Source organism: Lysobacter capsici (assembly GCF_018732085.1).
GTDB lineage: Bacteria > Pseudomonadota > Gammaproteobacteria > Xanthomonadales > Xanthomonadaceae > Lysobacter > Lysobacter capsici_A.
Genome location: NZ_CP076103.1, coordinates 3,548,593 through 3,574,634, shown reverse-complemented (window position 1 = coordinate 3,574,634; position 26,042 = coordinate 3,548,593). Strand labels below are relative to the sequence as shown.

The following is a 26,042-nucleotide window of genomic DNA, read 5'->3' as shown; positions in this document are numbered from 1 at the left end:
GTCGGCGTTGCGTGTTCAAGCGAAGCCGGCGCTCGCGTCGTTGTACCAGGCGCTGCCGGCCGGCATCACCTGGATCGACTTCAGCGCGCTGGCCGCGACGCTGCCGCCGCTGAAATCCACGGTGGTGAGGTCGACTTTCTGCACGATGCTGTTGAACGCGGTGCTGTAGTAGTAGACGAAGTTGGTGTGGTCGCGGGCGACCTGCCACATGGTCCAGTCGCCGACGCTCGGCGCGCGTGCCTTGAGGTGCGGGTGCGACGACGACGGCGAGGCGGTGGTCGGTTTCAGCAGCGCGGTGCCGTACGGCGTGGCCTGGATCATCTGCACCATCTGCAGGGCGACGTTGACGATGGTCTGGGTGCTGTCGGTGGCGCCGGCGGTCGCGGGCGTCGGCAACCAGCCCTCGCCGTCGCCGGGCAACAGGCCGAAGCCCTGGCGGAAGGTCGCGGCCTTGACGAAGCGCGAGGCGGACATGATGTCGCCGGGCAGGCCCAGCAGGCCGCTGCCGACCGGCGGGCCGGAATCGTTCGAGGTGCTGGTGCCGGCGCCTTCCACGCTCAAGTGCACGTAGCTGCTCAGGTTGGTGCGTTGCCAGTCGTAGGTCGGCGCGTTGGTGAGCACGCCGTCGCCGGTGGCGCCGTCGGCGTAGTCGGGCGGATAGACGTTCATCGCGCCGCCGACGAATTCGATCACCACGCTGGCGCCGGTCGCGTCGGTGGCGATGAAATGCAGCGGCAGATAACTCTGCGAACCGACCGCCGGGCCGATCACGTTGACGCCGGCCAGCGCGGCGACCACGTCGGGAACCGTGGCGAACTGGCTCATCGCCCACGCGGCGATGTCGCAGAACTCCAGCGCATTGCTGCTCGCGCTGCTCGGGTATTGGGTGCCGGGCAACCACAGCGCCGCGCAGGACAGCCCGACTTCGTTGATGCCGTCGACGAAACACGGGGTCTGCCCCATCGACTGCGGATCGCCGAGGCCGACGAAACCGTAGCTGCCGATCCAGCCTTGCGACTGGTTGGCGACGATGGGGAAGGTCTGCTGGGCGGGCACGAGGTACAGATTGGTCGCCAGTGCGCCGGTGAGTTCCATGCAGCGCGCGGAGATGAACTGGGTCGGATTGCCCTGGACGGCGGGAATGGTGGGCACTGCGAGCAAGAAGTTGGTGCACATGACGGGCTCCTTTGCTTGGGCGATGCGGGGCGTCGGAGTGACGGGCCGTCGCGGCCCGCCGCAGACGAAAGCGACGCGCTGGCGCGCCCTCGTGTGCTTGCTTGTACGCCCGGGCCGGTGAGTCGGTTGCGAGGGTCGATGCGGAAGTGTGGCGCGATGCTCGCTTTGCTCCGGTATCGGTTTGCGGGTCGGATCGCGCTGGGCTTGGCCCGGCCGAACCGCGCTGCGCCGGGCGCTGCACGCGGTAGCGACGCTGCGATGTATCGGCTTCGGTAGTAGGCTGGCGATCGGGCATCCGGGAGGCGGGCATGAACCATTCGATCGCGCGTTGGGCGCTGTGGCCGTTGGCGTTGGCGTTGGCGCTGTCGGCCTGCGGCGGGTCGGGCGATGAAGGCAAGGTCGCGGAGCGCGCAGTGGCGCGGACGACGTCCGACGCGACGGCGAATCCATCGGCGACGAGCGCATCTGCGGCAGCCGGTGGTTTCGACTTCGCGACCTGGGTCGCCGCCAATGCCGCGTGCAAGGGCGAGTATTTCGCCGATGTGCAGGACCCCGCGTTCGCGCACACCCTGAGCGCGGCCGGCATCGAGGTCAGCGCCGACAGCACCATCGGCGAGGTCGGACCCGGCGGCGGCAGCCTGACCCCGCGCGCACCGACCCGACTGCACGGCTTGCCGATCGTGCGCGTCGACTACGACTTCGGCAGCGGTTCGACCTTCGCCGTGGTGGTGCATGCCTCGGCCGAGCAGGCGCGCGCCGCGATCGGCGCGCAACCGCTGGCGGAGATCTATCGCGAGTATTACCGGCTCGGCGTGCCGACCGCGGCGCCGAGCGAGGACACGCCGATGCCGGATATCCAGTTCGTGCGCGATGGCGACAAGCCGGGTACGCAGGAGATCGGTTGCGCGGCGTTCGATATGTGAGTGTCGTTGCGCAGCAGTTTTGGGATTGCCCCGCAGGCCTCGCGATCCGACTGCAGGAGCGGCGTAAGCCGCGACCGCAGAATTCCGGATGACGACGACGGCCCCGTCGCAGCCGCGACCGTCAGTTGCGTAGAAACAGGAAGGTCTCGCCGTATCCGCGATGGCGCGGTCGCGACTCGCGTCGCTCCTACAGGGAGCCGTTGTCGCGACGATGCGATTGGGGCGGATCGCGAACGATCGGTGCAGCCGAGCCATGCCAATAAACCGCGCAATCCGACTGTAGGAGCGGCGTAAGCCGCGGCCGTGAATTCCGGATGACGACGACGGCGCCGTCGCAGCCGCGACCGTTAGTTGCGTAGGAACAGGAAGGTTTCGTCGCCGCCGCGATGGCGCGGTCGCGACTTACGTCGCTCCTACACAGGGCTGTCGTCGCTGCGCGAATGCCTCGCCCGGCCGCGTATCGCAGCCGGGCGCGCAGTGGGATCAACAGGTCTGGTTGTTGCCCGGCGCGACGCCGAGGATCGCGGCGAAGTTGCGGTAGTACGCGCCGCGGTTGAGCATCTGCTGATGGCCGATGCCGGTGGCGTTGCACTCGATGCCGCCGTTGATCGCGCGGATGGTTTCGCCGAACGCGCGCAGGTTGACCATCGCCTGATGCGGCGTGTTGCTGGCGCCGCCGCGCTGGGTCATCCAGTACCACAACGCCGTTTGCCAGGAGATCGCCGAATTGGTCGCGACCAGGTCGGGGTTGTTGAGCAGGTCCAGGCCCAGCGCGCTGCCGGCCGAGGCGTAGTTGTAGTTCCAGCTCAACTGGATCGGGCCGCGCCCGTAGTACTGCTTGCCGCCGCAGCTGCCGGCCGGTTGGCAGTAGTGGTCCCAGTTGGCCTGATTCAATTCGCGGATATGCACGAGCCCGCCGGTTTCCTGGTTGACGTTGGCCAGGAAGGCCGCCGCTTCCTGGCGCGCGATGGTGTCGCCGCCTTCCTTGGCGAAATTCGGGTACGAGCGGATCGCCGCGACCAGGCCGGCGTAGGTGTAGAACGAATTACGGTTCGGGAACATCTGGTTGAACTGCGCTTCGGTGACCACGAAACCGCCGGCCGGCGGGGTGGTGGTGTCGCAGTTGGTCGGCTGCCAGTACCAGGTGCTGATGGTCGGGTCGGTGCCGTCGCTGCCGTTGGTGCCGACGTTGACCAGCTTGTAGTACTGGTTGTTGGGCGGGTATTTGACGATCGTGCCGAGGGTGTAGTTGACCCCGCGCGTCCAGGTGACGAAGTTGCAGGTCGCCGCGGGCGCGACCACGGCGGTGGTGGCGTAACCGCTCGACGCCAGATCGGTCGGGGCTTGCGGCGCGGCGTAGGCAGCCGGAATGCAGAGCAGGCCGAACCAGCCGAGCAGGCCGTGTCCGGCCCAGGCGCGCGGGCCACGCATGTTGAAGCGTGCGTTCATTTCGTATCCTCAGGGTGTGGGCGCGAGTCCCCCCGGGCGACGCACGCCATGCAGCGATGACGGATGCGTGTGTTGCGATGGGTGTTTCTTGTGCTTATGAGTGCGACGGTGGCGATGGCGGCCCGTCGCCGCGACCGGGGCGATATCCGGGCGGTTCCGCGCCCGTTGCCGGCCGTTGCGGGCCATTGACGGACGATCGGCGGTGGCGACGGTCGCGAGCGACCTGCCGGCGACTGTAGCGGCGCGATTGCGGCTGAATCCGGGCGGCGGTCGCGAAAAGCGCGATGGCGGTGCGGTGGCGTAGGGCGGCGATGCGCAGTCGCGACCCCGGTCGCATTCGCGTTGCGATGCGGCAACCCTTTCGCGCTGCGTCGCGGTATAAAACCCGGGCGATGCAGGGCGCGACGCGCACGCCGGGTTTCGCCGGCGGGCTGTCCCGGGGCACGACCAAATCACGAGGTGTAGCGATGAACCACGCAAGCGCAATCGCAGCCGCCGCGCTGCTGGCTTCGACCCTGGCGCTGAGCGCCTGCGAGCGCGCGAGCGCGCCGCAGGCCGCCGCGCCACCCAAGCCCGAACGCGCCGGCGAACCGCTGGACGCGGCCAAGACCGCCGAACGCCTGGTCAAGATGCGCGCCCAGGCCTTCGCCGGCGATCAGCAGGGCCTGCAGAAGAATCTGGAAGGGCTCAATCACGATGTCAGCCGTTCGATCCGCCTGGCCGACCAGGCGCGCAAGGTCGATCGCGAGAACGCGCGCGTCGCCGCCAAGAGCGTGAAGGGCGTCAACTCGGTGGTGTGGATCGACGGCGAGAACCTGCTCGCGCTGGTCAACCAGAACACTCAGCGCAGTTACGACACCATCGATGCGATCTGCACCCGGCTCGAACCGCTCGGCGATACCCTCGGCGTGGTGGTCAATCTGCAAAGCCGCGCGGCGCGCACCGGCGACGAACTGGAAATCCTCAGCCGCAACTGCCAGCTGCCGCCGGGCGAACGCGCGATGATGCAGCGCAATCGCCAGATCGACGTGCTGCCGCCGGAAGTGCGCGCCCAGCACCGCGCCAATGCCGACGCGGCCTTGGCCGGCCCGGACCGCAGCGCCGAACGCGCCGAGAACGAACGGATCATCCGCTCCAGTACGCCGGAGTTGTAGCGGCGGGGATGGCGTGGAAAGCGGCGGGCCCGGTCGCGCATGGCGCACGCAGCCCAGGCGGCTTGCGTGATCGCATCGCTCGCATGCGAGGTGTGCGCGGCGCCGATCTGACCCACAATGGGCGCCCCACACGCATGAGGTGAAGCATGATCCAGCGATTCGACGTCGGCGCGCGCCTGTCGGAAATGGCGATCCACAACGGCACCGTGTACCTGGCCGGGCAAGTGCCCGACAGCGAGGACCTGGACATCGGCGGTCAGACCCGCGAGACCCTGGCGTCGATCGACGCCTTGCTCGAACGCGCCGGCACCGACAAGAGCCGCATCTTGATGGCGCAGATCTTCCTGGCGGACATGGCGGATTTCGCCGGCATGAACGCGGTGTGGGAAGCCTGGGTCGTCGCCGGCCACACGCCGCCGCGTGCGACCGTGCAGGCGTTGCTGGCCAATCCGAAGTTTCGGGTCGAGATCGTGGTGACGGCGGCGGTTTGATCTGACTGGGGTCGATCGCGACGGTGATGTGTCGCGGTCGGTGGGTGGTGGCGTGATTCGGTTTTCGGTTGATGTGACGTCGGTCGGTCGGCAGTCGTGCATGTCGTGATTCTTGTTGTTATGCGCGTTCCGGCACCTGCGGTCGTAAACCACGCAATCCGACTGTAGGAGCGGCGCGAGCCGCGACCGTGCCACCGCGGTAACCTCGCAACCATCGTCGCAATTGCGTTCCCGCGGTCGCGGCTTGCGCCGCTCCTACAGGTAGGCCATGTGGCTTTCGCCTGAAGTCTTGCAGTTCATCCAGCGCTGCGAGGCAAAGAACTCGCGTTAGCAACAGCACACCTGGAGGGCGGCGTGCAGGATGCACGCCGTGCGCCACCGGGACATGGATGTCCCGTGTGGCGCATGCCTGCGTTGGCACCGATCGTGCGGCTTTTGATTCGAAACAGGAACGCCTTTTTCTTTGGTGACTTTCTTTTGTGGCTCTGGACAAAAGAAAGTGACCCGCCGCTTTAGTGGCGGAAGCTTTTGATCCTGCTTGCAGCTCCTAAAGCTTTAGAGCTTTGAAGCGGCAGAGCCTTTGAAGCCAAAGGCAAGATCAACGGCTTTCGTCCGCAAGCGGCCGAGTTACTTTCTTTTGTCAAAAGCGACAAAAGAAAGGTAACCAAAGAAAAACGCTTTTCTTTGAATCAAGGGCCCGCAAGTGCGGAGTCTGCGCGGGCACGCGCCACACGGGACATCCATGTCCCGGTGGCGCGCGACGCGCATCCATGCGCGTCGCCCTCCGGGTGTGCTGTTGTTCTCGCGAGTTAGTCGCTTCGCAGCGCTGGATGAACTGCGCGGATTGGGGCAAAAGCCACATGGCCTACCTGTAGGAGCGGCGCGAGCCGCGACCGCGCCATGACGACAACGACGAAACGCTCGTCGTAGCCGCATTCCCGCGGTCGCGGCCCGCGCCGCTCCTACAGTCGGATTACGTGGGTTACGACCGCGGGGAAGCGCCGCTCGGCGAGCGGTCACTCGGCACGAGCCGGATAGCTGCATCCCGAATACGCCACCTGGCAGTCGTCTGCGGTCGCCGCGGATTTTTCGCAACGCTGCAAGCTCAGGCGCTCGGCGTCCTCGACGGTCGCCGCGCTCGCCGACGCCGTGCTCGCGTCGTCGCGCGCCACCGCGCCGCATTGGTTGGAATAACTCTGCGCGATCGCGCAGTCGCCGTCGGTCGCGCCGCGGCATTGCGCCAGCGCGGTCGTTTCGGCTTCGTGTTTGCTCAGCTTTTCGAAAGCGACGCCGAACGCGTTGCCGCGGCCGGTCGCGATCGCACCCCAGCGGTCGGACCATTCGATGCGCGCCTGCATGGCCCGCGCCTGCTCGGTCCGTTTGCGTTCGCGCGGTCGCGAAGGCGTGGCGCAGGCGGTTTTCGCGGCGTTCGCGCCGCGCGGCGTGGCGCGCTGGTCCGGCGGGCAACTGGCCGCGATCGCGGAGCCGCCGATCGCAAGCCACAGGCCGAGCGTGCATAGAGATCGATGGTTCATCGTGCTGATCCCCTGGTTCGGTGCGCGCATTCGTATGTCATGCAGCGACGCAACGCTGAGCGAATGTAAGGACACAAACGCGGCCGGATCAACCACCAAAATTTCAGATGCACGGTCGTTGTCGAGTATTCGCAGAAAAAAGATGCGGCATTTGATCCATTGGCGTGCCGTAAGCGTGCTGTCGGATCGCGGCCGACGATTCGGCGCGCAGTGCGAAGCGAATCGCGCGAATGTGATGCAGGCCCGCGATTGCGCCGCGATGCGTCGCCGCAACCGAAAATCGGCAAAAAACGCGATGTTCTCCGCAGGTCTCATGCCGGCGCGGTACGCATGCGCGATCGCGCGCCTTGCGCATGAATACGGCGCGAGCATCGCGCTGTGACGGCGCGTTCGGGATTCTGTGATCACTCTCTATGATCATTTCGAAGCGCCGTTCGGAATCGCATGGACGCCGCCTGCGCGCGGGCGCAGTGTCGATGGGCGTTCGACGACGCCAGCGGCACGCTCGCAGCTCGAACGCCGCGGTCCGGTGTTTTTCCCAGATCGCAGTTCACGCGTCGTCGCCCGTTCGGGCGGCGTTCCTTCGGCTTATCTCAGAGAACTCCCATGACCCGTCGTCGCCATCTGCACACCGCCGTCGCCCTGGCCATCGGCCTGGCGCCGCTGCTTTGCGCCGCGCAAGCCGCGCCGTCCGCCGCCGGCGGTTTCGAACTCGATCTGGGCGGATTGCGTTTCGATCCGCTCACCAGCAAACCAGTGCAGGCCGCCAGCGCCTGGGGCCGCACCCGCGCCGACGGCGACGACTGGCGCCTGGTCCAGTTCACCGGTCCGGTGCAGCAGGCGTGGCTGGATGAGCTGCGCCGCGCCGGATTGGAACCGGTGCAGTACGTGCATCCCTACACCTACATCGCCTGGGGCAAGCGCGACGCGCTCGCGCGCCTGGCCGGGCAGCGCGAAGTGCGCTGGAGCGGCGATTTCCTGCCGGGGTACCGGGTTCAGCCCGAACTGCGCGAAGCCGCGTTGAGCAAGGCCGCGACCGGACCGGTGCAGGTCAGCGTCATCAGCCATCGCGGCAGCGCGCTCGGCGCGAACCTCGCCAAGATCGGCGTCGCCGATACCGGTCTGGGCGCGAAGATCGTCGACCGTCATCTGCAAACCCAGACCGTGCAACTGCCCGCGAATCAACTCGCCGCGCTCGCGCAGACGCCGGGCGTGTACAGCGTGCAGAGCGTGCCTACCGACGGCGGCCTGCGCGGCGAGATGAGCAGCCAGATCAACGCCGGCAACGTCAATGCGAGCAATCTCGCGGTGCCGGGTTATCTGAGTTATCTCAGCACTGCCGGCGTCAACGGCACCGGCGTGATCATCGCCAACGTCGACGGCGGCATCTACCACACCCATCCGGATCTGGTCGCGCGCATGGCCGCCTGCACCGGCACCACCTGCGGCGGCAGCGCGAGCAGCGCGCACGGCACCCACACCGCCGCGATCATGGCCGGCGACGGCGCCTCGAACGTGCGCGCCACCGCGTCCACCGGCAGCTTTCTGCGCGGCCTGGGCGTCGCGCCCGGCGCCAAGCTGGTCGAACAGCGGTATTCGCCGTTCTACACCCGGGCCGGCGGCATGCTGTTGCTGATGACCCAGTCGGTGCGCAACCGCGCGGTGATTTCCGGCAACAGTTGGGGCCCGGCCGGTTCGCCGCGCGGCTACGACGGCGATACGCGCCAGGTCGATGTCGGCGTGCGCGATGCCGATCCCGATGCGCCCGGCGATCAGCCGCTGGCCTACGTGCTGTCGTTCATGAACGGCAACGGCGGCACCCAGAGCCAGGGCTCGCCCGACGAAGCCAAGAACACCTTCACCATCGGCTCGACCAAGGGCCAGACCTCGGCGACGGTGCAACTGGCGGCGATCAACGATCTGTCCAGCAACACCGCGCACGGCCCGGCGCTGGACGGCCGGCGTATTCCGGCGATGGTCGCGCCGGGCTGTTCGATCGATTCGGCCAACAGCGCGACCGGCCATGGCCTGATGTGCGGCACCAGCATGGCCTCGCCGCAGGTGGCCGGCGCCAGCGCCTTGTTCGTGCAGTACTACCGCAATCGTTTCAGCGTCGATCCCAGCCCGGCGTTGACCAAGGCCGCGTTCACCGCGGTCGCGCAGAACCTGGTCGGCAAACTCGACGCCGACGGCGGCACCCTGGCGACCGCGCCCGACAGCAAGCAGGGTTGGGGTCGGATGTTGATCGATCCGGTGCTGCGTCCGGCGCAGGCGGTGCAGTACGTCGACCAGACCCACGTGTTCGACAACACCGGCGAGAGCTGGACGCGCACCTTCACCGCCGCCGATCCGACCAAGCCGGTGCGGGTCATGCTGGTGTGGACCGACGCGCCCGGTCACGGCCTGGGCGGCACCACGCCGGCCTGGAACAACAACCTGGACCTGCGCGTGACCGCGGGCGGCAGCACCTATCTGGGCAATGTGTTCAATAGCGCCGGCTGGTCGGCCACCGGCGGTACCGCGGACGCGCGCAACAACGGCGAAGGCGTGTTCCTGCAGGCCGCTCAGCACGCCGGCAGCGTCAACGTCGTGGTGCGCGCGACCGACATCAATTCGAATGGATTGCCCAATGCCGGCGACGATACCGATCAGGATTTCGCGTTGGTCTGCTACAACTGCGCGGCGAGTTTGTAAGCCGGCGTATTGGTTGGGTGGTTGATGCGGTTGGCGACCCGGGTGGCTCAGGCTGCCCGGGTCGTTTCGATATTGCATTCACTTCGCAGGCTGCGTATCCGACTGTAGGAGCGGCGCGAGCCGCGACCGCGACATCACAGATGCGACGCGAGCGCGGTGTCGCGGTCGCGGCTTGCGCCGCTCCTACAGGGGCTATCGGGACGACCAATCAGGCCGCTAACGCCTGCTCACGTTTGCGCGCAGCTTCCATGAACGACATCAACAACGGCCGGCCGGGCAGCAATTCCGGAAAGCGATGGTCGTGGAACTCCGGATGCCATTGCACGCCGACCACGAAACTCTCGCCGCGGCCGCGGATGCATTCGGCAATGCCGTCTTCCGACCACGCCTCCACCTCCAGACCTTCGCCGAGGTGCTTGACGCCCTGGTGATGGATCGAATTCACCCGCGGGTCGGCGGCCTGCGGATACAGCGACGCCAGCCAGCCGTCCTCGCGCATGCGCAGTGAATGCGCGTGTTCGTCGTACTGCGCCGGGATGTAGTGCTGGGCGCGGGTCGCGCCGCCGCCGACCAGATCCTGGTACAGGCTGCCGCCGTGGGCGACGTTGATCAGCTGCATGCCGCGGCAGATGCCGAGCACCGGCTTGCCGGCGTCGACGAAGGCGCGCAGCAGGTTCAACTCGAAGCGGTCGCGGTCCGGGTCGGTGGTCATCAGCATTTCGCTGGGCCGCTCGCCGTAGGCTTGCGGATCGATGTCGGCGCCGCCTTGCAGGATCAGCCCGTCGAGCGAGCGCGCGTAGTCGCGCACGGCCAGATCGGTGGCCTGGACCGCGCCGGTGGCGTCGACGGTGGGAATCATCACCACCAGCGCGCCGCTGGCCATGACCCAGTGGGCCATGGATTGCTCCAGGTATTGCAGGGTCTTGTTGCGGAAGCCGTACTCGGGCGGCAGGTTGCGCATCAGGCGCGGCGACAGGCCGATCAGCAGTTTGCGGGCGGGGGCGGGCATGGCGGGGTCATCCGGAGCGAGGTCGGGTGGAGCGTGGGGATCGGAACGTGTCGGTCGAAGCGTGGTGCTGGGAGCAGGGGCGATTCGGAGTCAGATGATTCGCAAGCTGATCGGAGCAGGGCATGAACGAGGTGGCGACGTCATGCGCCGGGCACGGTGGTTTCCAGCAACCAGTCGACCACCCGCTTGAGCGCGTTGGTGCGGCTGAGGCCTTGCTGGCGTTGTTCGCGATAGACCTGCAACTGGGTGTGTGCGCTGCTGCCGCGTTCGACGATCGCGTCCAGAGTCTTGAGCGCGTCGAGGCAATCCAGGGCTTGCGCATCTTCGTGGCATAGCGCGCGCAGGCGCCGCAATTGGTCGATCGCCGGCTCGGTATTGCCTTGCGCATCGAGGAAGGTCGCCTGCAGGCCGAAGCGCTTGGCGCGCCAGCGGTTCTCGTCGATGATCCGGCGCGTGCTCGCATTGCACGGCGGCGCGTCGGCCGGACGCATCGAGATATGCCGCATCAGGCAACGGTACAACGCGGCGATCGCCACGCTGTCTTCGACCCGGGTGCAGGCGTCGGCGATGCGCAGTTCGACGGTGGGGAAATTCGGCGAAGGGCGGATCGCCCACCACAACGAACTGGCATCGTTGATCGCGCCGGCGCGCATGAGCACCGCGGCGAACGCGTCGTAGTCGGCCTGGTCCTCGAAGAAATCCGGGATGCCGGTGCGCGGCCATTCGTCGTACATGGCCTGGCGGTAGCTCATCAGCCCGGTGTCGAAGCGGTCCCAGAACGGCGAGGAGGTCGAAAGCGCCAGCAGCAGCGGCAGCCACGGCATCGCCCGGTTCATCGCCTGCACGCGGTCGACCTCGTCGGGCAATTGCACATGCACGTGCAGCCCGCACACCTGGCTGCGGCGGGCGACGATCTGGAAATCCTCGACCAAGCGGCGATAGCGCGGCTTGTCGGTATGGGTCTGTTCGCGCCATTGCCCCAGCGGATGCGTGCCCGCCGCCAGCAAGGCCAGCCCATGATCGTGCGCCAGCGACGACAAGCCGCGCCGCAGTTCGCTGAGCTGCCGCTGCGCCTGGGCGATGTCGCATTGCACCGGCGTGGCGATCTCGATCTGCGCCTGCAGCAGTTCGCTTTCGATCGACTCGCCCAGCTCGGCGCGCGCGCGCTTGAGCAGGCGGCTGGGCACCTGGGTCGCGAGCAGGCGCGAATGCGGGCGGACCAGGAAGAATTCTTCCTCGATGCCGAAGCTGTACTCGCATTGCGCGCTCATCGCCGCGCGCTCATGAAGGCGCGCTCGTCGGGAGCCGCGCCTGAAACTGCCGTCGGTTCATTGGATTCATGTACGCAAGGTAGCGTCATGAATGTAAGAACCAGTTGAAGGCGGCCCGGCCCGCTGCCGACGGCGGCGTTTCGCTCGACTACGCGAACGTTGCCGCGATTCAATCGCCGCCGTAGCCGAACGCCGCGCGTTCGTCCGCATCGAGCGCCGGCGCGGTCGCGCGGCCCGTGGCCGCCGATTCCACCGCAGCTTCCAGTATCGCCATCACCGCCAGCGCCTGGGTCGGCGTCACCGGGTTGTCGCCGCGCTCGCGGATCGCATCGAAGATCGCCATGTAGTAGCGGCGCTGATCGCCCGAGGGCGTGGTCAGGCGGCGCGAGCCTTCGCCGTCGTGGAAGATCAGGTCGTCGCCGTCCGCGCCCCAGCCCGGCGAACCGGGCACCACGCCGGCCAGCAACTGCGCTTCCTGCTGATCGGCGCGCGGTTTGACCAGGCTGCCGCGCTCGCCATGCACGGTGAAGCGCGCGCTGCCGCCGGCCGCCAGCATGCTCGCGTGCAGGATCACCCGGCGTTGCCCGTAATCGAGCAGGACATGCGCCCAGTCGCTGACCTGGCCGTCGCGGCGTTGCGTGGCCAGGCTGGCGAGGACGCGTTCGGGCAGGCCGAACAACTGCAGCGCCTGGTCGACCAGATGCGGCCCGAGGTCCCACCACACGCCGGTGCCGGGCCCGGCCTGTTCGCGCCATCGCTCGCGCACCTGCGGGCGGTAGCGGTCGATATGCGATTCGAAATGCACGACCGCGCCGAGCACGCCTTCCCCGATCGCCTGCTTGACCCCGAGGTAGTCACTGTCCCAGCGGCGATTGTGGAACACCGACAGCACGCGCCGATGCTGCCGCGCCAACGCGATCAACTCGCGCGCTTCGCCCATGTCGAGGGTGAACGGCTTGTCGACCACCACGTGCTTGCCGGCCGCGAGCGCGGCGCGCGCGAGCGGGGCATGGCTGTCGTTCGGCGTGGCGATCACCACCAGCTCCACGCGCGGATCGGTGGCGGCGGCGAACGGATCGTCGACCACGCTCATGTACTGGTAATCGGCGTGGACCTTGGCCGGGTCGCGCGAGCCGATCAGGCCGAGCGACAGGCCGGGCGTGGCCGCGATCAACGGTGCATGGAAGGTCTTGCCGGCGAAACCGTAGCCGATCAGGGCCACGCGGACGGGAGCGGGCGCGCTCATGCTGCGAACTCATGCGGGGGATGGCACACCTTGCCGGATCGCGGCGCGCGCGGCCAGCGCCGCATGCGGCCGTCACCGTTCATAAGGCCGCTTTGCCGAACCGGGTGCGGATCGGGTAACAATTCACCGATTCCCCCATTCGGACGTCTCGATGAGCGCAGCCGCACCGGCCTCGGCCCCGGCCCCGAGCAATTCCCCGGCCCGCGTGCTGTTCGCGAGCCTGATCGGCACCACCATCGAGTTCTTCGATTTCTACATCTACGCCACCGCCGCGGTGCTGGTGTTTCCGAAACTGTTCTTCACCAGCGCCGACCCGGGCACCGCGGTGTTGCAGTCGCTGGCGACCTTCGCCCTGGCCTTCATCGCCCGCCCGGTCGGCGCGGCGATCTTCGGCCATTACGGCGACCGCATCGGCCGCAAGGCGACCCTGGTCGCGGCCTTGCTGACCATGGGCCTGTCGACGGTCGCGATCGGCCTGCTGCCGACCTACGACAGCATCGGCATCCTCGCGCCGGCGCTGCTCGCGCTGTGCCGGTTCGGCCAGGGCCTGGGGCTGGGCGGCGAGTGGGGCGGCGCGGTGCTGCTGGCGACCGAGAACGCGCCGCCCGGCAAGCGCGCGTGGTACGGCATGTTTCCGCAGCTCGGCGCGCCGATCGGGTTCTTCCTGTCGACCGGCATCTTCCTGCTGCTGACCGACACCCTCGGCGACGAGGCGTTCTTCGCCTGGGGCTGGCGGATTCCGTTCGTGGCCAGCGCGGCGCTGGTGTTCGTCGGCCTGTGGGTGCGGCTGCGGATCAACGAGACCCCGGCGTTTCAGCGCGCGATCGATCAGCACGAGCGGGTCAGGCTGCCGATGCTGCAGGTGCTGAGCAATCACCCCGGCGCCCTGGTCGCCGGCACCTTCGGCGCCTTGGCCACCTTCGTATTGTTTTATCTGATGACGGTGTTCGCGTTGAGCTGGGGCACCTCGAAGCTCGGCTATACGCGCGAACAGTTCCTGCTGCTGCAGCTGGGCAGCGTGGTGTTCTTCGCCATCACCATTCCGTTGTCGGCGCTGTTCGCCGATCGCCGCGGCCGGCGTCTGGCGATGATCCTGTCGACGGTGGCGGTGATCGGCTTCGGCATCTTCTTCGCGCCGCTGTTTTCGACCGGCAGCGCCTGGGGCACTTTGCTGTTCCTCGGCCTGGGCCTGGGCATCATGGGCCTGACCTATGGCCCGCTCGGCACGATCCTGGCCGAGATGTTCCCGACCGCGGTGCGCTACACCGGCGCCTCGCTGGCGTTCAATCTCGCCGGCATCCTCGGCGCTTCGTTCGCGCCGTGGATCGCCACTCAGTTGGCGAATCGGTATGGGTTGGCTTATGTCGGCTACTACCTGGCCGCGGCGGGGGCGTTGACCTTGATTGCCTTGTTGATGGTGCGCGAGGAGGAATAACGCGCCCGCTCTCGTTCTCGCCGCGCAACGCCCTTGCTTTTCCCTCCTTTGCAAAAGGGGGAGCAGGGGGATTCGCTTTGGCCCTTGCCTTCAGCGCACAAGCCGAAGGGCGCTCATCATGACGCATGCGCATCCGGGCTTTGCGACCGTCGACGCCCTGCCGGGCGAGGAGAACGTCGCAGCGGTCGCTACGGACCCGCGCCGCGGGCGGCCTGGAGCTTGCGCAGCAAGTCCGGCCTGTCGGCCGCTTGCTCGGCATCGAGCGCGTGGTCGAGCGCTTGTCGGCCTTCGGATTCGAAATAACCGCGGCGATACATCGGCCTGTCGCCGCCGTCGACATAACCATTCTGGATGAGCGCGTAGTACAGCCGTTCGTCCGGATCGCGGGCCAGGCTCAAGTCGTAGAGCCGGAGCCGTTCGGTCTGGCCGGGGTAGATCAGCCAGATCTTTTCCGGCGTGTCGCAGTAGGCCCGGGTCACCGCTTGCTGCTGCGCATGAGTCATCACGATGCGGCCGTCCTCGTCGGTTTCTCCCCTCGCCAGTTCGATGCCGCCGTCCCTCTCGAATCCATACAGGGCAACCGGCGCCTGCGGGCTCAGCGCGAACACCCAGGGCGTGAAGGCCAGGGCGTGGCCCGCCGGCGTGGGCGTGTCGGCCAGGCGATAGGCGATCGCGGCGGGGCAGGCGTAGGGCGGCCGGGAACCCAGCGGCGCATGCGCGCAACCGGTGGCGAGCAGGATCGTCAGCAGCGCGCCGGTTCGCGTGCATAGGCGCGAAAAAACCCCGCCATGTACGCGTGCGATCACGGTGCGTCCTTGGCTTGTTTCGCCTGAAGTTCGATATGGGTCAAATACAGGCGCAGATCGAATTCGAGTTGATGATAGGCCGGGCTCATGTGGGCGCACAGCTGATAGAAGCTCTTGTCGTGATCGCGGTGCTTGAGATGGGCCAGTTCGTGGACCGCGATCATCTCCAGGAATTCGGCCGGCGCGTCGCGGAACAAAGTCGCGATGCGGATCTCGCGCGCGGCCTTGAGCTTTCCGCCGTGGTTGCGCGAAATCGCCGTATGCGTGCCCAGCGCATGCTTCACCACGTGCAGCTTGTTGTCGTAGATGACCTTGTTGAGCGGCTCGGCCTTGCGCATGTAGCGCTCCTTGATCGCGACCACGTACTCGAACAAGGCCTTGTCGTCGCGCACTTCGTGACCGGCGCTGTAGCGATCGCGCAGCACCTGCGCCAGCCGCCCGCTGTCGATCAGCGCGCGGACCTGATCCATCACGCGCTCGCCGTAGCCGCGCAGGTAGCGAAATTCGTCCATGCGCGAACGATACGGCATCGGCATAGCCAGGCGCGAGACTGGCTGTCGAGCCCCGACGAATATCTCGCCTCGCACCAAGTTTTCCGTGCTTTTTGGCTCCCTCTCCCGCTAGCGGGAGAGGGCTGGGGTGAGGGACCCCGCGCTCAGACGCGCAACCTCAAGGCAAATACTCCACCCGCAACTTCGCGCTCGCACCACGATCGATCCAAAGATAGTTCGCAGCCCCCGGCAACTGCTCGAACCGCAGCCGCAACTGAGTGCGCCCGCCGCGATTGATCGCCCCCAGGCCCGCCGCACTGAACACGCCGCTGCTCCGCGTCCCGCCGGTAAAGCGCGCCAGTTCGGCGACCGCCGACGCGTCCACCGCGGCCGCATAGTCGCCGGCCTCGATCGCGCAGCCGCCGAGGCACCCGTTACGCACGTCGATCAGCAGGCGATTGCCCGCCGGCTGGCTCCACGGATCGCCATACGCGCTGCGATACGCGACGCTGAGCGAGGCCGACACGATCGTCGCGCCGTCGGGCAGGGCCGAGGTATCGAACGACAGCACGCTGCGGTTGTACTTGCCGTCGGTGCCGCGCCCCAGGGCCAGGCCGAGGCTGGCTTCGAGAGTGCCGACCGCCGGCGCGCCGCCGTCGGCGTTGGCCTTGACGTAGCCGTCGTTGACGTCTTCGTTGTCGAAGGTCGCGACCAGCGGCGGGCCGCTGGTGCCGCCGCTGACGGTGACGCGGACCGCCGCCGAGGTCGCGGTGTTGCCGGCGATGTCCTTGGCGCGCGCCTGCAAGACGTGTGCGCCGTTGCTCGCGCTCGCGCTGTTCCAAGTGGCTGTGTACGGCGCTTGCGCATCGCTGGCGATCAACGCGCCGTCGAGCAGGAAGTCGACCCGTTCCACGCCCGCGTCGTCGGTCGCGTTCGCGCTGAGCGCGACCACGCCGCTGACCGCCGCGCCGTCGGCCGGCGCGGTCAGCGCGACCTGCGGCAGGCTCGAATCGAGATCGTCCAGGCCCCAGAAGCGGCCGATGTAGTAGCTCGAACAGATGTTGACGTCGAGCAGGTAGGCGCCGGCGGTGCCGCATTGGCTTTCGCCGCTACCCGGATCGACCGGAGTGCCGTGGCCCATGCCGGTGATGGTGTAGGTCTCGACCCGCGCGCGGCCCTGCGCGTCGCGATAGACCTTGTGCGGATAACCGGCGACGCTGTCCTCGACATCGGCGACCTGGTCGATGCCATGCACGTTGGTCCATTGCTGCAGGCTTTCGGCCGCGTTGGCCGGACGCACGAGATAATCGGCGTCGCCGTGCCAGATCGATACGATCGGCCACGGCCCGGTGTGACTGCTCGCGGCGCGGACCTTGTCGCCCCATTGCGCCGGGGTGAGGTCGCTGCCCGGCGACATGCAACTGAACGCCGCGTTCGAACTTGTCGCGCAGCGATACGGAATGCCGGCCACGATCGCGCCGCCGGCGAATACTTCCGGATAGGTCGCCAGCATCACCGCGGTCATCGCGCCGCCGGAGGACAGGCCGGTGACGTAGACGCGATCGGCGGCGCTGCCGTGATCGGCGCGCATCGTGTCGATCATCTGCTTGATCGACAGCGCCTCGCCCTGGCCGCGGGTGGTATCGCCGGTTTCGAACCAGTTGAAGCAGGCGCTGGAGTTGTTGGCGCTTTGCTGCTGCGGCAGGACCACGGCGAAATGCCAGCGCTGCGCCAGCAGTTCCCAACCGCTTTCGGCGTCGTAGCTCGCCGCGCTCTGCGAACAGCCGTGCATCGCGACCACCAGCGGCGCATTCGCCGGCAGGTCGGGCGGCACGTACTTGAACATGCGCAGATTGCCGGGGTTGCTGCCGAAGCCGGTGACTTCGGTCGAAGCCTGCGCCGCGCCGACACCGCACAGCGCGAACGTCAGTGCGATCAGCGATGGATACAGCGATACGGTACGAACCGTGCTCAGGCGAACGGACATGCGATCGACTCCCCAAGCCGGCAGCGATTCCGGCCTGGCCGCAGTGAGCCACCGCGCGACCCGGCGCGCCATCGTCCGATGGGGCACATTGCGCTGCAGCAAGCCGATGCGCGAATCGGTTGAATCTTGAATCCAGGATCGGCGGGCCCTAGTCTGGGGCGGCCTTCGATCGCAACGGACCTTGATGCATGCATTATCTGGCGCAGGACGCGTTATGGACGGTCCGTGGATTGCCTTATCACGAGTTGGGCACCGCCCAGTTTCTGGCTTCGATGGTGCGCAAGGGGCGCGAGCACGCCGAGCGGCTGGGCGAGTATCCGCAAGCGCAGTACGACGAGCTGGAAATCTACTACGTGAGTCTGCGCGGCATCGCCGTACTCGATGTCTGGCTGCTGCACGATCTGTTGTTCGAGCACGGCTACCGCGAGCGCGCCCACGCGGCATGGCTCGCGGCGCTGGCTCCGCATCCCCTGTATCGACCGCTTTTGTCGGATGCTGGCGCGCTGACCGAGCACCGCCGGTCGGCGATCGAGCTGGCCCTGGCGGTCGCCGATCTGGGCGATGGCGAGACCGGGAACACCGAATCGCTGATCGCGCTGGCGCAAATTCGATCCGCGCTGGAGCCCTTGCCCCGGTCACCATCGCAACTCCGGCTCGCTCCTTCGCCGGAGCAAGTACAGCGGATGGAAGAGGAGCGGCAACGTATCGGCGAACTGTATCGTCGCGGCGGCGCGCAGGCCGCGCGCGACAGCTTGCCGGGCACGATGACGGCTTACTTCCAGATGAGTTATCCCGACTGGCATCGGCAGGGCCGGCCGAGTCTGGAAACCTACTTGGCTTCGAGCCAGACGGGGCAGGCATGACGACTGACGGAACTGCCGACGATTATTCGGCGCTGCGCGACATGGTTCTGCAGTTTCTGGCCGGCAATACCAGTCGAGATCTGCGTTATCCGCTTGAGGGCGAACTTCTGCGTTTGTTCGGCGAGGACGACGACACCCCGGCTTCGCGCATGTTGGACCGTCTGGCGCAATACACGCCGGGCAATCTGGCTTACCTGTATTCCGATGAAGAAATGGTGGGGCACTTTCAGAGGTTTCTGTGCTGGCTGGATCGCCACATCGCCGAGCAGGCAGCAGTGATCGACCCTGCGCGCGCCGAGGACTAGAAACTCGACAGCCCGCTGGCCTCGCTGAACCGATACCACAGCTTGCGCCACTGCGATTCGTCGGCGTAGCGCGGGTAGTCGGCGCTGATGCCGCGGCCGTTACCGTTGCTCCAGCTTTGTTCGAAGTAGGCCGCGGCCTGGCGCGCCACGGGTGCGTCGTCGCGGGCGACCACGCGCGCGCTGCTTTCCAGGTTGTAGTCGTCGAGGTTGCGGCGGGTGTAGTTGGCCGAGCCGGCGATCAACTCGATGCCGCCGTCGCGATCGCTGCGCAGCAGCAGCTTGGCGTGGCATTGCTCGCCGTGAGTGTCGCACCAGCGCAGCGGCACGCCGGCCGCGTGCAGTTCGGAGGCGACCTGGCGATTGGGCACGCCGTTCTTCTTGCGCCCGAACGCGTCCTCGTTCGGATCGAGCAGCACGCGCACGCCGACCCCGCGCTTGTGCGCGGCGATCACCGCATCGATCAGGCGGCGATGGGAGAAATAGAACACCGCGATATCGATGCGGTCGCCGCCGTGGGCGCCGTCGATCGCCGCTTGCAGACCGTCGCGGATTTTGGCTTCGGTCAGCACCTGCACACGCGGCGCCGAGGTGGTGTCGACGATGCTGTCGGGCGGCACCGAGGTCGGCAGGCCCCGCGGCCACGACGCGCCGGACAGCGCGACCACCGCGCGTTCGCTGGCGAGCAGATCGAGCGCGGCCGCGCCGCTGAAGCGCAATGCGACATTGCCGTGCAGGCTGCTGGCGTCGTGCGGATTGGCCGAGGCGACCAACGCAGTCCAGGTGTCGCCCTGGTCGACCACCAGGGTCTTGCGATGATTGGCGTTGAGATTGAGCAAGCTCAGCCAGCTGCGCAGGGTGACCTTGCCCGGCCCCAGCGGATTGGCGACCCAGCCGTCGCGATCGTTGTTGCCGGCCCAACTGCAGCACAGGCGCCACAGCCCGGACCAGGCGGGATTGGGCGTGCGCAGGCGGCGCAGGTCGGTGATCACCACCTCGACCCCGGCCGCGCGCAAGGCGTCGAGCCGCGGCGACGGCAGGCCGCCGTAGACGGTGTTGATCGGATCGGTGATCAGCACCGCGTGCAACTGCGGCACCGCGCGTTTGCGCGCGATCAGCGCGTCGGTGAGTTGCTGGCTCAGCTTGCGGTACTCGACCTCGCTGCCCTGGCTGCCGAAGTCGTTGAACAGGAACTGGTCGGCGACGATCACCCGCTGGGCCTGGCCGATCAGGCGCAGGGTTTCGTCGAATACGTGCTGGTCGCTGTGGCGTTGCTGGCCCGCGTCGACCCAGGTGATGTCGGTCAGCAGGGCCACGTCGGTGGCGCTGCGTAGCGGGCCGGCCTGGCTGACCCCGGGCGGCAGCGGCTTGTAGACCTGGTAGGCGCCCATCGCGATCCAGGCCACCAGCAGCAGCGCAGTCGCGCGCTTGAGCCAGCGGCGCAGGCGGCGCGGCGGCGGGGAGTCGATGGCGGCAACGTCTGCTGACATGGGGCGATACGGCGACGGATGGGGTAGCGGCATTGTCGCAGCCGCGCGCCGTGCGCGCCTGTCCGGACTGAACCGCAACGGCGTTCGCCGCGATAACCGCCACAAATCGGTCATCTCGCCCGCCTAGGCTGGCCGGATGGACATCCTGATGCTGTCTGACGTGTATTTCCCGCGGGTCAACGGGGTGTCGACCTCGATCCGCACCTTCGCCCAATCGCTGGCGCGCATGGGTCACTCGGTGACTCTGGTGGCGCCCGACTACGGGCCGGGCAGCGGCCAGGAGCAGCACGACAGCGACGAGTTCGAGATCATCCGGCTGGGCTCGCGGGTGATCTTCTTCGATCCCGAGGACCGGCTGATCCGCGCGCCGGAGCTGCGCCGCATCCAGCCGCAACTCGCGCGGCGGCACTGGGACGTGATCCACATCCACACCCCGTTCCGCGCGCACGGCCTGGGCGTGCGCCTGGCCGCGCAGACCGGGCGGCCGACGGTGGAGACGTATCACACCTATTTCGAGGAATACATCGGCCACTACCTGCCGTGGGCGCCGGCGCCGCTGCTGCGGCTGGTCGCGCGCAAACTCTCGCGGGTGCTGTGCCACGGCGTCGATCACCTGATCGTGCCGACCGCGCAGATGGTCGAGGTGCTCGATCGCTACGGCATCCGCACGCCGTCGACGGTGTTGCCGACCGGGATCGACCTGAGCGAGTTCGCGCGCGGCGACGGCGCGCGCTTTCGCGCCGAGCACGGCATCGCCGCCGATCGGCCGACCGTGGTGACGGTCAGCCGGCTCGCGGTCGAGAAGAACATCGCGTTCCTGTTGCAGGTGGCCAAGCGGCTGGTCGGCGAGTTTCCCGAGCTGATGTTCATCATCGCCGGCGAGGGGCCGGATGCGGAACGGCTCAAGCGTCTGTCGAAGGAGCACGGCCTGGAACGCAACGTGCGGTTCTTCGGCAACCTCGACCGCCGCACCAGTCTGCTCGACGCCTACCGCGCCGGCGATGCGTTCGTGTTCGCCTCGCCGACCGAAACCCAGGGGCTGGTGCTGATCGAAGCGATGGCGCTGGGCGTGCCGATCGTGTCGACCGCGGTGATGGGCACCGCGACCGTGCTGCGCGGCGCGCGCAGCGCGGTGGTCAGCGAGGAAAACGTCGAGGCCTTCGCCGGCCACCTCGCCACGGTGCTGCGTTCGCCGCAGCTGCGCGCGCAGTTGTCCGCGGCCGGGCCGGTGGATGCGCGGGCGTGGAGCACCGAGGGTTTGATGGAGCAGGTGGTGGTGTTGTATCAGCGGTTGGCGCAGGCGAAGTCGTTGCCGCGGCCGGTGTCGGCGGACGAACCCGAGATTGCGGGCTGACTGAGCGGGCGAGGCGAGGGCGAAAAGTCCCGCATATCGAGGGCGCAGCGGCCGTTGGCGGGATCGCCTTTGGCCGAGTCGTTTGTGCGCGGGGCGGGCGTGGCCGCTTCGAACGTGGCGGGGAACGCCTTTCCGACACGACGAGCGCGCAGCCGCCCACACCTGCGCGGAGCAGCAGGCAGCAAATTACTTTCTATGGCTCTTAGCTTTTGGCATGAGCTTCAGCTCGAGCCAGAAGTCTCGCAGTTCATCCAGCGCTGCGAAGCATCGAACTTGCGTTAGTAACAGCACACCCGAAGGGCGGCGCACATGGATGTGCGCCGTGCGCCACCGGGACAGGATGTCCCGTGTGGCGCATGCCTGCGTCGGCACCGCACGCGCGGGCCTTTGATTCAAAGAAAAGCGTTTTTCTTTGGTTACCTTTCTTTTGTCGCTTTTGACAAAAGAAAGTAACTCGGCCGCTTGCGGACGAAAGCTGTTGATCTTGCCTTTGGCTTCAAGGCTCTAGAGCTGCAAAGCTTTGAAGCCTTTAAAGCTGCAAGCAGGATCAAAGGCTTCCGCCGCTGAAGCGGCGGGTCACTTTCTTTTGTCAAAAGCGACAAAAGTCCGTCTGGATTCCCTTCGGTCAAAAGGTAACCAAAGAAAAACGCTTTTTTGTGGATCAAGTGCCCGCAAGATCGATGCAGACGCGGGCACGCGCCACACGGGACATCCATGTCCCGATGGCGCGCGACGCGCATCCATGCGCGTCGCCCTCCGGGTGTGCTTTTGCTAACGCGAGCTACAAGCCTCGCAGCGCTTGTGGTGATGACTGAAATGAAGTCAAAGCGACATGACCTCACTGTAAGAGCGGCGTCCCACTGAATTTCCTCCGGTCAAGCCGCGCCCCCGGGAATACAGCCTCATCAACCTGGAGGCCCGCGGCAGACCTCAAGCCGCCGCGACCCGCACCCGCGCCGCCAGCACCAACCCAAGCAGCGCCAGCGCAAACGCGATCGCGAAGCCGCACAGATAAGCCAGCGTGTGCGATCGGCCCAGCAACGCGGCGAACAGCGAACCGCCGACCGCCAACGCGGTCGCGGTGTAGATCGCATCGCCCAGGTGCAGCGCCGAGGAGTTCACGCCCTGTTGCTCGGGCGGCGACAGTTCCAGCATCAGCACCGACAAGGTCGGATAGATCAGGCCCATGCCGAGCCCGGACAGCACCCAGCCGGCCACGCCGAGCGCGATCGGGGTGTGCGGCCAGATCAAGGCGGCGATCGCGATCACGCCGAGCGCGAGCATCGCCATGCCGGCCTGCAGGAAACGCTGCGGCGCGCGCGGATCGGTGCTGCGGCCGCGGTACCACGAGCCGGTCGACCAGCCGACCGCGCCGAGGGTGAGCACCAGCCCGGCCCAGGTCGGCGACAGGCCGCGTTCCTGCGACAGCAACAATGGAATGTAGGCTTCGCTGAGAAAAAAACCGCCCGCGGCGATGCCGCGCAGCGAGACCACCGCCGGCAGGCCGCGAGCGGCGCGCAGCGCGCCGGCCGGGAGCAGGCGCGACGCGGCCCAGCCGAGCAGCACGATCGCCGGCGCCAGCCACGCGAGCGCGAGCCAGCCGCGTTGCTGACCGCCGTAGTGCAGGGCGAGCAGGCTGGCGGTGGTCAGCAGCGCCCACAGCAAGCGGGTGCGTTGCTGGCCGGCGCTGTGCGTCGCCTGTGCCGCCGACGGGCCCAGCCCGCGCAGCGACGGCAGCACCATCCACGCCGCGACCACCGCCACCACCGGCACCGACAGGAATACCCAGCGCCAGCCGAAGTGTTCGACGATCGCGCCGCTGATCGCCGGGCCGACCACCGCCGGCACCGCCCAGGCCGCGGCGAACGCGACGAACACCTTGACCCGCAGCGCGACCGGATAGACCCGGCCGACCACCACGTACAGCGCGACCGAAATCAATCCGCCGCCGAAGCCCTGGACCACCCGGCCGGCGATCAGCGCGAGCATCGACGGCGCGAGTCCGGCGAGGATCAGGCCCAGCGCGAACCAGGCGATGCCGTGGCGCAACGGCGCGGCCGGGCCGCGCGCATCGGCCCAGCGCCCGGCGGCGACCATGCCGACCACGCTGGCGGCGAGGGTGCCGCCGAACGCGAGCGCGTACAGCGGCAGGCCGTCGAGCGCGCGCGACGGTCGGCATCGCGGTGGTCACGGCGAGCGCTTCGAACGCGACCAGCGCGACCAGGGCGACGGCGCCGAGGCTCAGGCCGCGGTAGCGCGGCGCGAACAGGCTGCCGGCGCCGTCGGGCGTGCCGGCGGCGGTGTTCGGGATTTCGCGGTCGTTTGCGTTTTCGGCGGAGTGTTTGATGGAGCGGGTTTCCTGCAAGGATGGATTGGCGGTCGCGGAATCCTGCACGCAGGAATCCTGCGCGAAATCCTGGATGGGCGACGGGTCAGCGCTGATGCGCCTGGATTCGGACGCGCGCGCGTCCGCATCGCCAGCTAGTGTCGGACGGTCCGCCATCATGGCCCGGGTGCTTCCCATGCCGGCGGCCTCAACCGTTACCGCCCGATCGGGCAAACGATGCTGTCGTCCGCATGCGCTCGACTGCGCAAGACGCTCCAGACCCGATGCGACCGCTCCGCCTAGCCAGCAGTTGTTCGTCGGACATCGGGACTGGAGCGCCTTGCGCAGGCGAGCGCGGCGGCGACGGGAGCAACGCGACAGCGGCCAGCGTCTTCATGCGCAGAACCTCAGCGCCAACGGCGCGTACACCATCAGCACGACCTTGCCGCGTCCCGGCCCGCGCTCGACCGCGCGATGCGCCTCGGCGGCGCGGGTCAACGGAAACATCTCGCGCACATGCACCAGCAAGCCATGGCGTTCGTGCATCGCGACCAGTTCGGCCAGGCGCGCGCGGCTGCGCTGGCTGCGCACGATCTGCAGGCCGAGCCGGCGCGCGCGCGGCGAATCGCACAGGGTCGCGATGCGGCCCGGGTCGCGGCACAGCGCGAGCCGATCGTCCAGGCGTTCATCGCCGCTCGGCGCGAGCCAGCCGTCGAAGCGATCGACGCCGAGCGCATCGAACACCGCGTCCACGCCGTCGGGCGCCAACGCGCGCGCCTGCGCGTTGCCGCGGTGATCGTCGTCGATCGGTAGCGCGCCGAGCGCGCGCAGGTAGTCGTGATCGGCCGCGGCCGCGCTGCCGATGACCGACAGGCCCCAGGCGCGCGCCAGTTGCACCGCGACGCTGCCGATGCCGCTGGCCGCGCCATGGATCAGCACGCGCTCGCCGCGTCGCAGGCGCAGATTGCGCAGCGCGGCGAGCGCGGTCTGCCCGGTCGAGGGCAGGGCGCCGGCCACCGCCCAGCTCATCGTGACCGGTTTGTGGACCACCTGTTCGGCGGGCACGGTCAACACTTCGGCGTAACTCATTGCCACCGCCCAGCCCATCACCTCGTCGCCGGGCGCGAACGCATCGACCCCGGCGCCGACTTGATCGACGATGCCGGCGAACTCATTGCCGAGCCGGCGCGGGAACGCCAGGGGATCGATATCGCACGATTCGCCGTCGCGGTTCAAGCCACTGCGCGCGGCGATGTCGCTGGGCCGCACCCCGGCCGCGCGCACCCGCACCCGGATCTCGCCGGGGCCGGCCTGCGGCATCGGCAATTCGATCGCGTGCAGCACCTCGGGCGCGCCGTAGCGATCGAATACCACCGCCTTGACCGGGGCGGTATGCGCGGAACTGTCGGCTGGACGTGGGTCGGCGTGCTGGGCGGCCATGGCTTGACGTCGAAAGAGGACCAGGCGCACGATAAAACCTCAACATTGGTTAAGGTCAAGCCCCGGGGGCGTATCCGGATGAACATGGAACTCACCGTCGGCCAGGTGGCCGAACGCTCCGGCGTGGCGGTATCGGCCTTGCATTTCTACGAGGCCAAGGGCCTGATCCACAGCCTGCGCACGGCCGGCAACCAGCGTCGCTACAGCCGCGACACCTTGCGCCGGATCGCGGTCATCCGCGTCGCCCAGCGCGTGGGCATGCCGCTGGCGACGATCCGCGAAGCGCTCGACACCCTGCCCGGATCGCGCGCGCCCACGCGCGCGGACTGGGTACGCCTGTCGGCGGCGTGGAAGGACGAACTCGAACAGCGCATCGCCAACCTGAGCCTGATGCGCGACACCCTGGACCAGTGCATCGGCTGCGGTTGCCTGTCGATCGACCGTTGCCGCCTGGCCAATCCCGACGACACCTGGGGCGAGCAGGGCTCCGGCGCGCAGCGTTGGGCGGCGGCATTGCAGCAGGCCAAGCCGCGGCGTGGGAGCAAGCGCGCGGAGTAGATGCCCTGCGCGTCGTGGTGACTGTGATCGCTTGCGCGATGC

At 67.8% G+C, this 26,042-nt stretch carries 20 protein-coding genes and 1 pseudogene; 9 read left to right on the top strand and 12 right to left on the bottom strand.

From position 1 onward, the window contains the following. Positions 1-15: 15 nt before the first annotated feature. Positions 16-1,176 carry a linear amide C-N hydrolase gene (locus KME82_RS14725; RefSeq protein ID WP_215494716.1) on the bottom strand — a complete coding sequence of 387 codons (1,161 nt, stop codon included), beginning with the start codon at positions 1,174-1,176 and terminating at the stop codon, positions 16-18. A 308-nt stretch (positions 1,177-1,484) separates the two neighbouring features. Here KME82_RS14725 and KME82_RS14720 point away from each other — a divergent pair, with 308 nt between their 5' ends. Further along, positions 1,485-2,099: a hypothetical protein gene (locus KME82_RS14720; RefSeq protein WP_215494715.1), complete on the top strand. Its 615-nt coding sequence runs from the start codon at positions 1,485-1,487 to the stop codon at positions 2,097-2,099. A 483-nt stretch (positions 2,100-2,582) separates the two neighbouring features. Here KME82_RS14720 and KME82_RS14715 read toward each other — a convergent pair whose 3' ends face one another. Then, positions 2,583-3,548 carry a chitinase gene (locus tag KME82_RS14715; RefSeq protein ID WP_215494714.1) on the bottom strand — a complete coding sequence of 322 codons (966 nt, stop codon included), beginning with the start codon at positions 3,546-3,548 and terminating at the stop codon, positions 2,583-2,585. Positions 3,549-4,015: 467 nt separating this feature from the next. Between KME82_RS14715 and KME82_RS14710 the strand changes: the two genes are divergently transcribed. Continuing rightward, positions 4,016-4,702, top strand: a complete 687-nt coding sequence (locus tag KME82_RS14710; RefSeq protein WP_215494713.1) for a hypothetical protein — start codon at positions 4,016-4,018, stop codon at positions 4,700-4,702. 146 nt (positions 4,703-4,848) lie between these two features. Continuing rightward, a complete protein-coding gene (locus tag KME82_RS14705; protein WP_215494712.1) occupies positions 4,849-5,193 on the top strand; it encodes a RidA family protein in 345 nt (114 codons plus the stop codon). 1,016 nt (positions 5,194-6,209) lie between these two features. Here the strand turns inward: KME82_RS14705 and KME82_RS14700 are convergent. Next, positions 6,210-7,136, bottom strand: coding sequence for a DUF4189 domain-containing protein (locus KME82_RS14700; protein ID WP_215494711.1), 927 nt, complete (start codon positions 7,134-7,136; stop codon positions 6,210-6,212). Positions 7,137-7,334: 198 nt separating this feature from the next. Between KME82_RS14700 and KME82_RS14695 the strand changes: the two genes are divergently transcribed. Then, on the top strand, positions 7,335-9,422 hold the full coding sequence (locus tag KME82_RS14695) for a S8 family serine peptidase (RefSeq protein ID WP_215494710.1): 2,088 nt from the start codon (positions 7,335-7,337) through the stop codon (positions 9,420-9,422). A gap of 208 nt (positions 9,423-9,630) precedes the next feature. On the opposite strand, the gene KME82_RS14690 is transcribed toward KME82_RS14695, so the two are convergent. The 3 genes from KME82_RS14690 to KME82_RS14680 form a co-directional block, all read right to left on the bottom strand. Beyond that, positions 9,631-10,431 (bottom strand): gamma-glutamyl-gamma-aminobutyrate hydrolase family protein, encoded by an 801-nt coding sequence (locus tag KME82_RS14690; RefSeq protein WP_215494709.1) that lies wholly within the window; start codon positions 10,429-10,431, stop codon positions 9,631-9,633. A gap of 140 nt (positions 10,432-10,571) precedes the next feature. Further along, positions 10,572-11,702, bottom strand: a complete 1,131-nt coding sequence (locus KME82_RS14685) for a carboxylate-amine ligase (RefSeq protein WP_215494708.1) — start codon at positions 11,700-11,702, stop codon at positions 10,572-10,574. Positions 11,703-11,871: 169 nt separating this feature from the next. Continuing rightward, positions 11,872-12,948 (bottom strand): oxidoreductase, encoded by a 1,077-nt coding sequence (locus KME82_RS14680; protein ID WP_215494707.1) that lies wholly within the window; start codon positions 12,946-12,948, stop codon positions 11,872-11,874. A gap of 151 nt (positions 12,949-13,099) precedes the next feature. On the opposite strand from KME82_RS14680, the gene KME82_RS14675 reads away from it, so the two are divergent. Beyond that, positions 13,100-14,383 (top strand): MFS transporter, encoded by a 1,284-nt coding sequence (locus tag KME82_RS14675; protein WP_215494706.1) that lies wholly within the window; start codon positions 13,100-13,102, stop codon positions 14,381-14,383. 188 nt (positions 14,384-14,571) lie between these two features. On the opposite strand, the gene KME82_RS14670 is transcribed toward KME82_RS14675, so the two are convergent. The 3 genes from KME82_RS14670 to KME82_RS14660 form a co-directional block, all read right to left on the bottom strand. Continuing rightward, positions 14,572-15,189: a hypothetical protein gene (locus tag KME82_RS14670; RefSeq protein ID WP_215494705.1), complete on the bottom strand. Its 618-nt coding sequence runs from the start codon at positions 15,187-15,189 to the stop codon at positions 14,572-14,574. Next, entirely contained in the window at positions 15,186-15,725 is a 540-nt protein-coding gene (locus tag KME82_RS14665) for a YgjP-like metallopeptidase domain-containing protein (protein ID WP_345777945.1), read from the bottom strand. Before KME82_RS14665 ends, KME82_RS14670 begins: the two co-directional genes overlap by 4 nt. Positions 15,726-15,858: 133 nt before the next feature. Then, entirely contained in the window at positions 15,859-17,667 is a 1,809-nt protein-coding gene (locus KME82_RS14660) for an extracellular catalytic domain type 1 short-chain-length polyhydroxyalkanoate depolymerase (protein ID WP_215494704.1), read from the bottom strand. 188 nt (positions 17,668-17,855) lie between these two features. Between KME82_RS14660 and KME82_RS14655 the strand changes: the two genes are divergently transcribed. Together KME82_RS14655 and KME82_RS14650 are read left to right on the top strand one after the other, a co-directional pair. Further along, the gene (locus tag KME82_RS14655; RefSeq protein ID WP_215494703.1) at positions 17,856-18,530 is read left to right on the top strand and encodes a hypothetical protein; all 675 of its coding nucleotides are present in this window, start codon (positions 17,856-17,858) and stop codon (positions 18,528-18,530) included. Continuing rightward, positions 18,527-18,835 carry a hypothetical protein gene (locus KME82_RS14650; RefSeq protein ID WP_215494702.1) on the top strand — a complete coding sequence of 103 codons (309 nt, stop codon included), beginning with the start codon at positions 18,527-18,529 and terminating at the stop codon, positions 18,833-18,835. Before KME82_RS14655 ends, KME82_RS14650 begins: the two co-directional genes overlap by 4 nt. Here the strand turns inward: KME82_RS14650 and KME82_RS14645 are convergent. Next, complete coding sequence (locus KME82_RS14645) at positions 18,832-20,322, bottom strand: phospholipase D-like domain-containing protein (RefSeq protein WP_215494701.1); 1,491 nt, start codon at positions 20,320-20,322, stop codon at positions 18,832-18,834. The genes KME82_RS14650 and KME82_RS14645 overlap by 4 nt on opposite strands. A gap of 136 nt (positions 20,323-20,458) precedes the next feature. Here KME82_RS14645 and KME82_RS14640 point away from each other — a divergent pair, with 136 nt between their 5' ends. After that, positions 20,459-21,676: a glycosyltransferase gene (locus KME82_RS14640; RefSeq protein ID WP_215494700.1), complete on the top strand. Its 1,218-nt coding sequence runs from the start codon at positions 20,459-20,461 to the stop codon at positions 21,674-21,676. Between the two features lie 930 nt (positions 21,677-22,606). Here the strand turns inward: KME82_RS14640 and KME82_RS14635 are convergent. Both KME82_RS14635 and KME82_RS14630 read right to left on the bottom strand, forming a co-directional pair. Further along, positions 22,607-23,855 (bottom strand): annotated as a pseudogene (locus KME82_RS14635) (MFS transporter). Positions 23,856-24,395: 540 nt separating this feature from the next. Then, complete coding sequence (locus KME82_RS14630; protein WP_215494699.1) at positions 24,396-25,442, bottom strand: NADP-dependent oxidoreductase; 1,047 nt, start codon at positions 25,440-25,442, stop codon at positions 24,396-24,398. Positions 25,443-25,520: 78 nt separating this feature from the next. On the opposite strand from KME82_RS14630, the gene soxR reads away from it, so the two are divergent. Beyond that, a complete protein-coding gene (gene soxR, locus KME82_RS14625; RefSeq protein WP_215494698.1) occupies positions 25,521-26,000 on the top strand; it encodes a redox-sensitive transcriptional activator SoxR in 480 nt (159 codons plus the stop codon). Positions 26,001-26,042 lie beyond the last annotated feature (42 nt).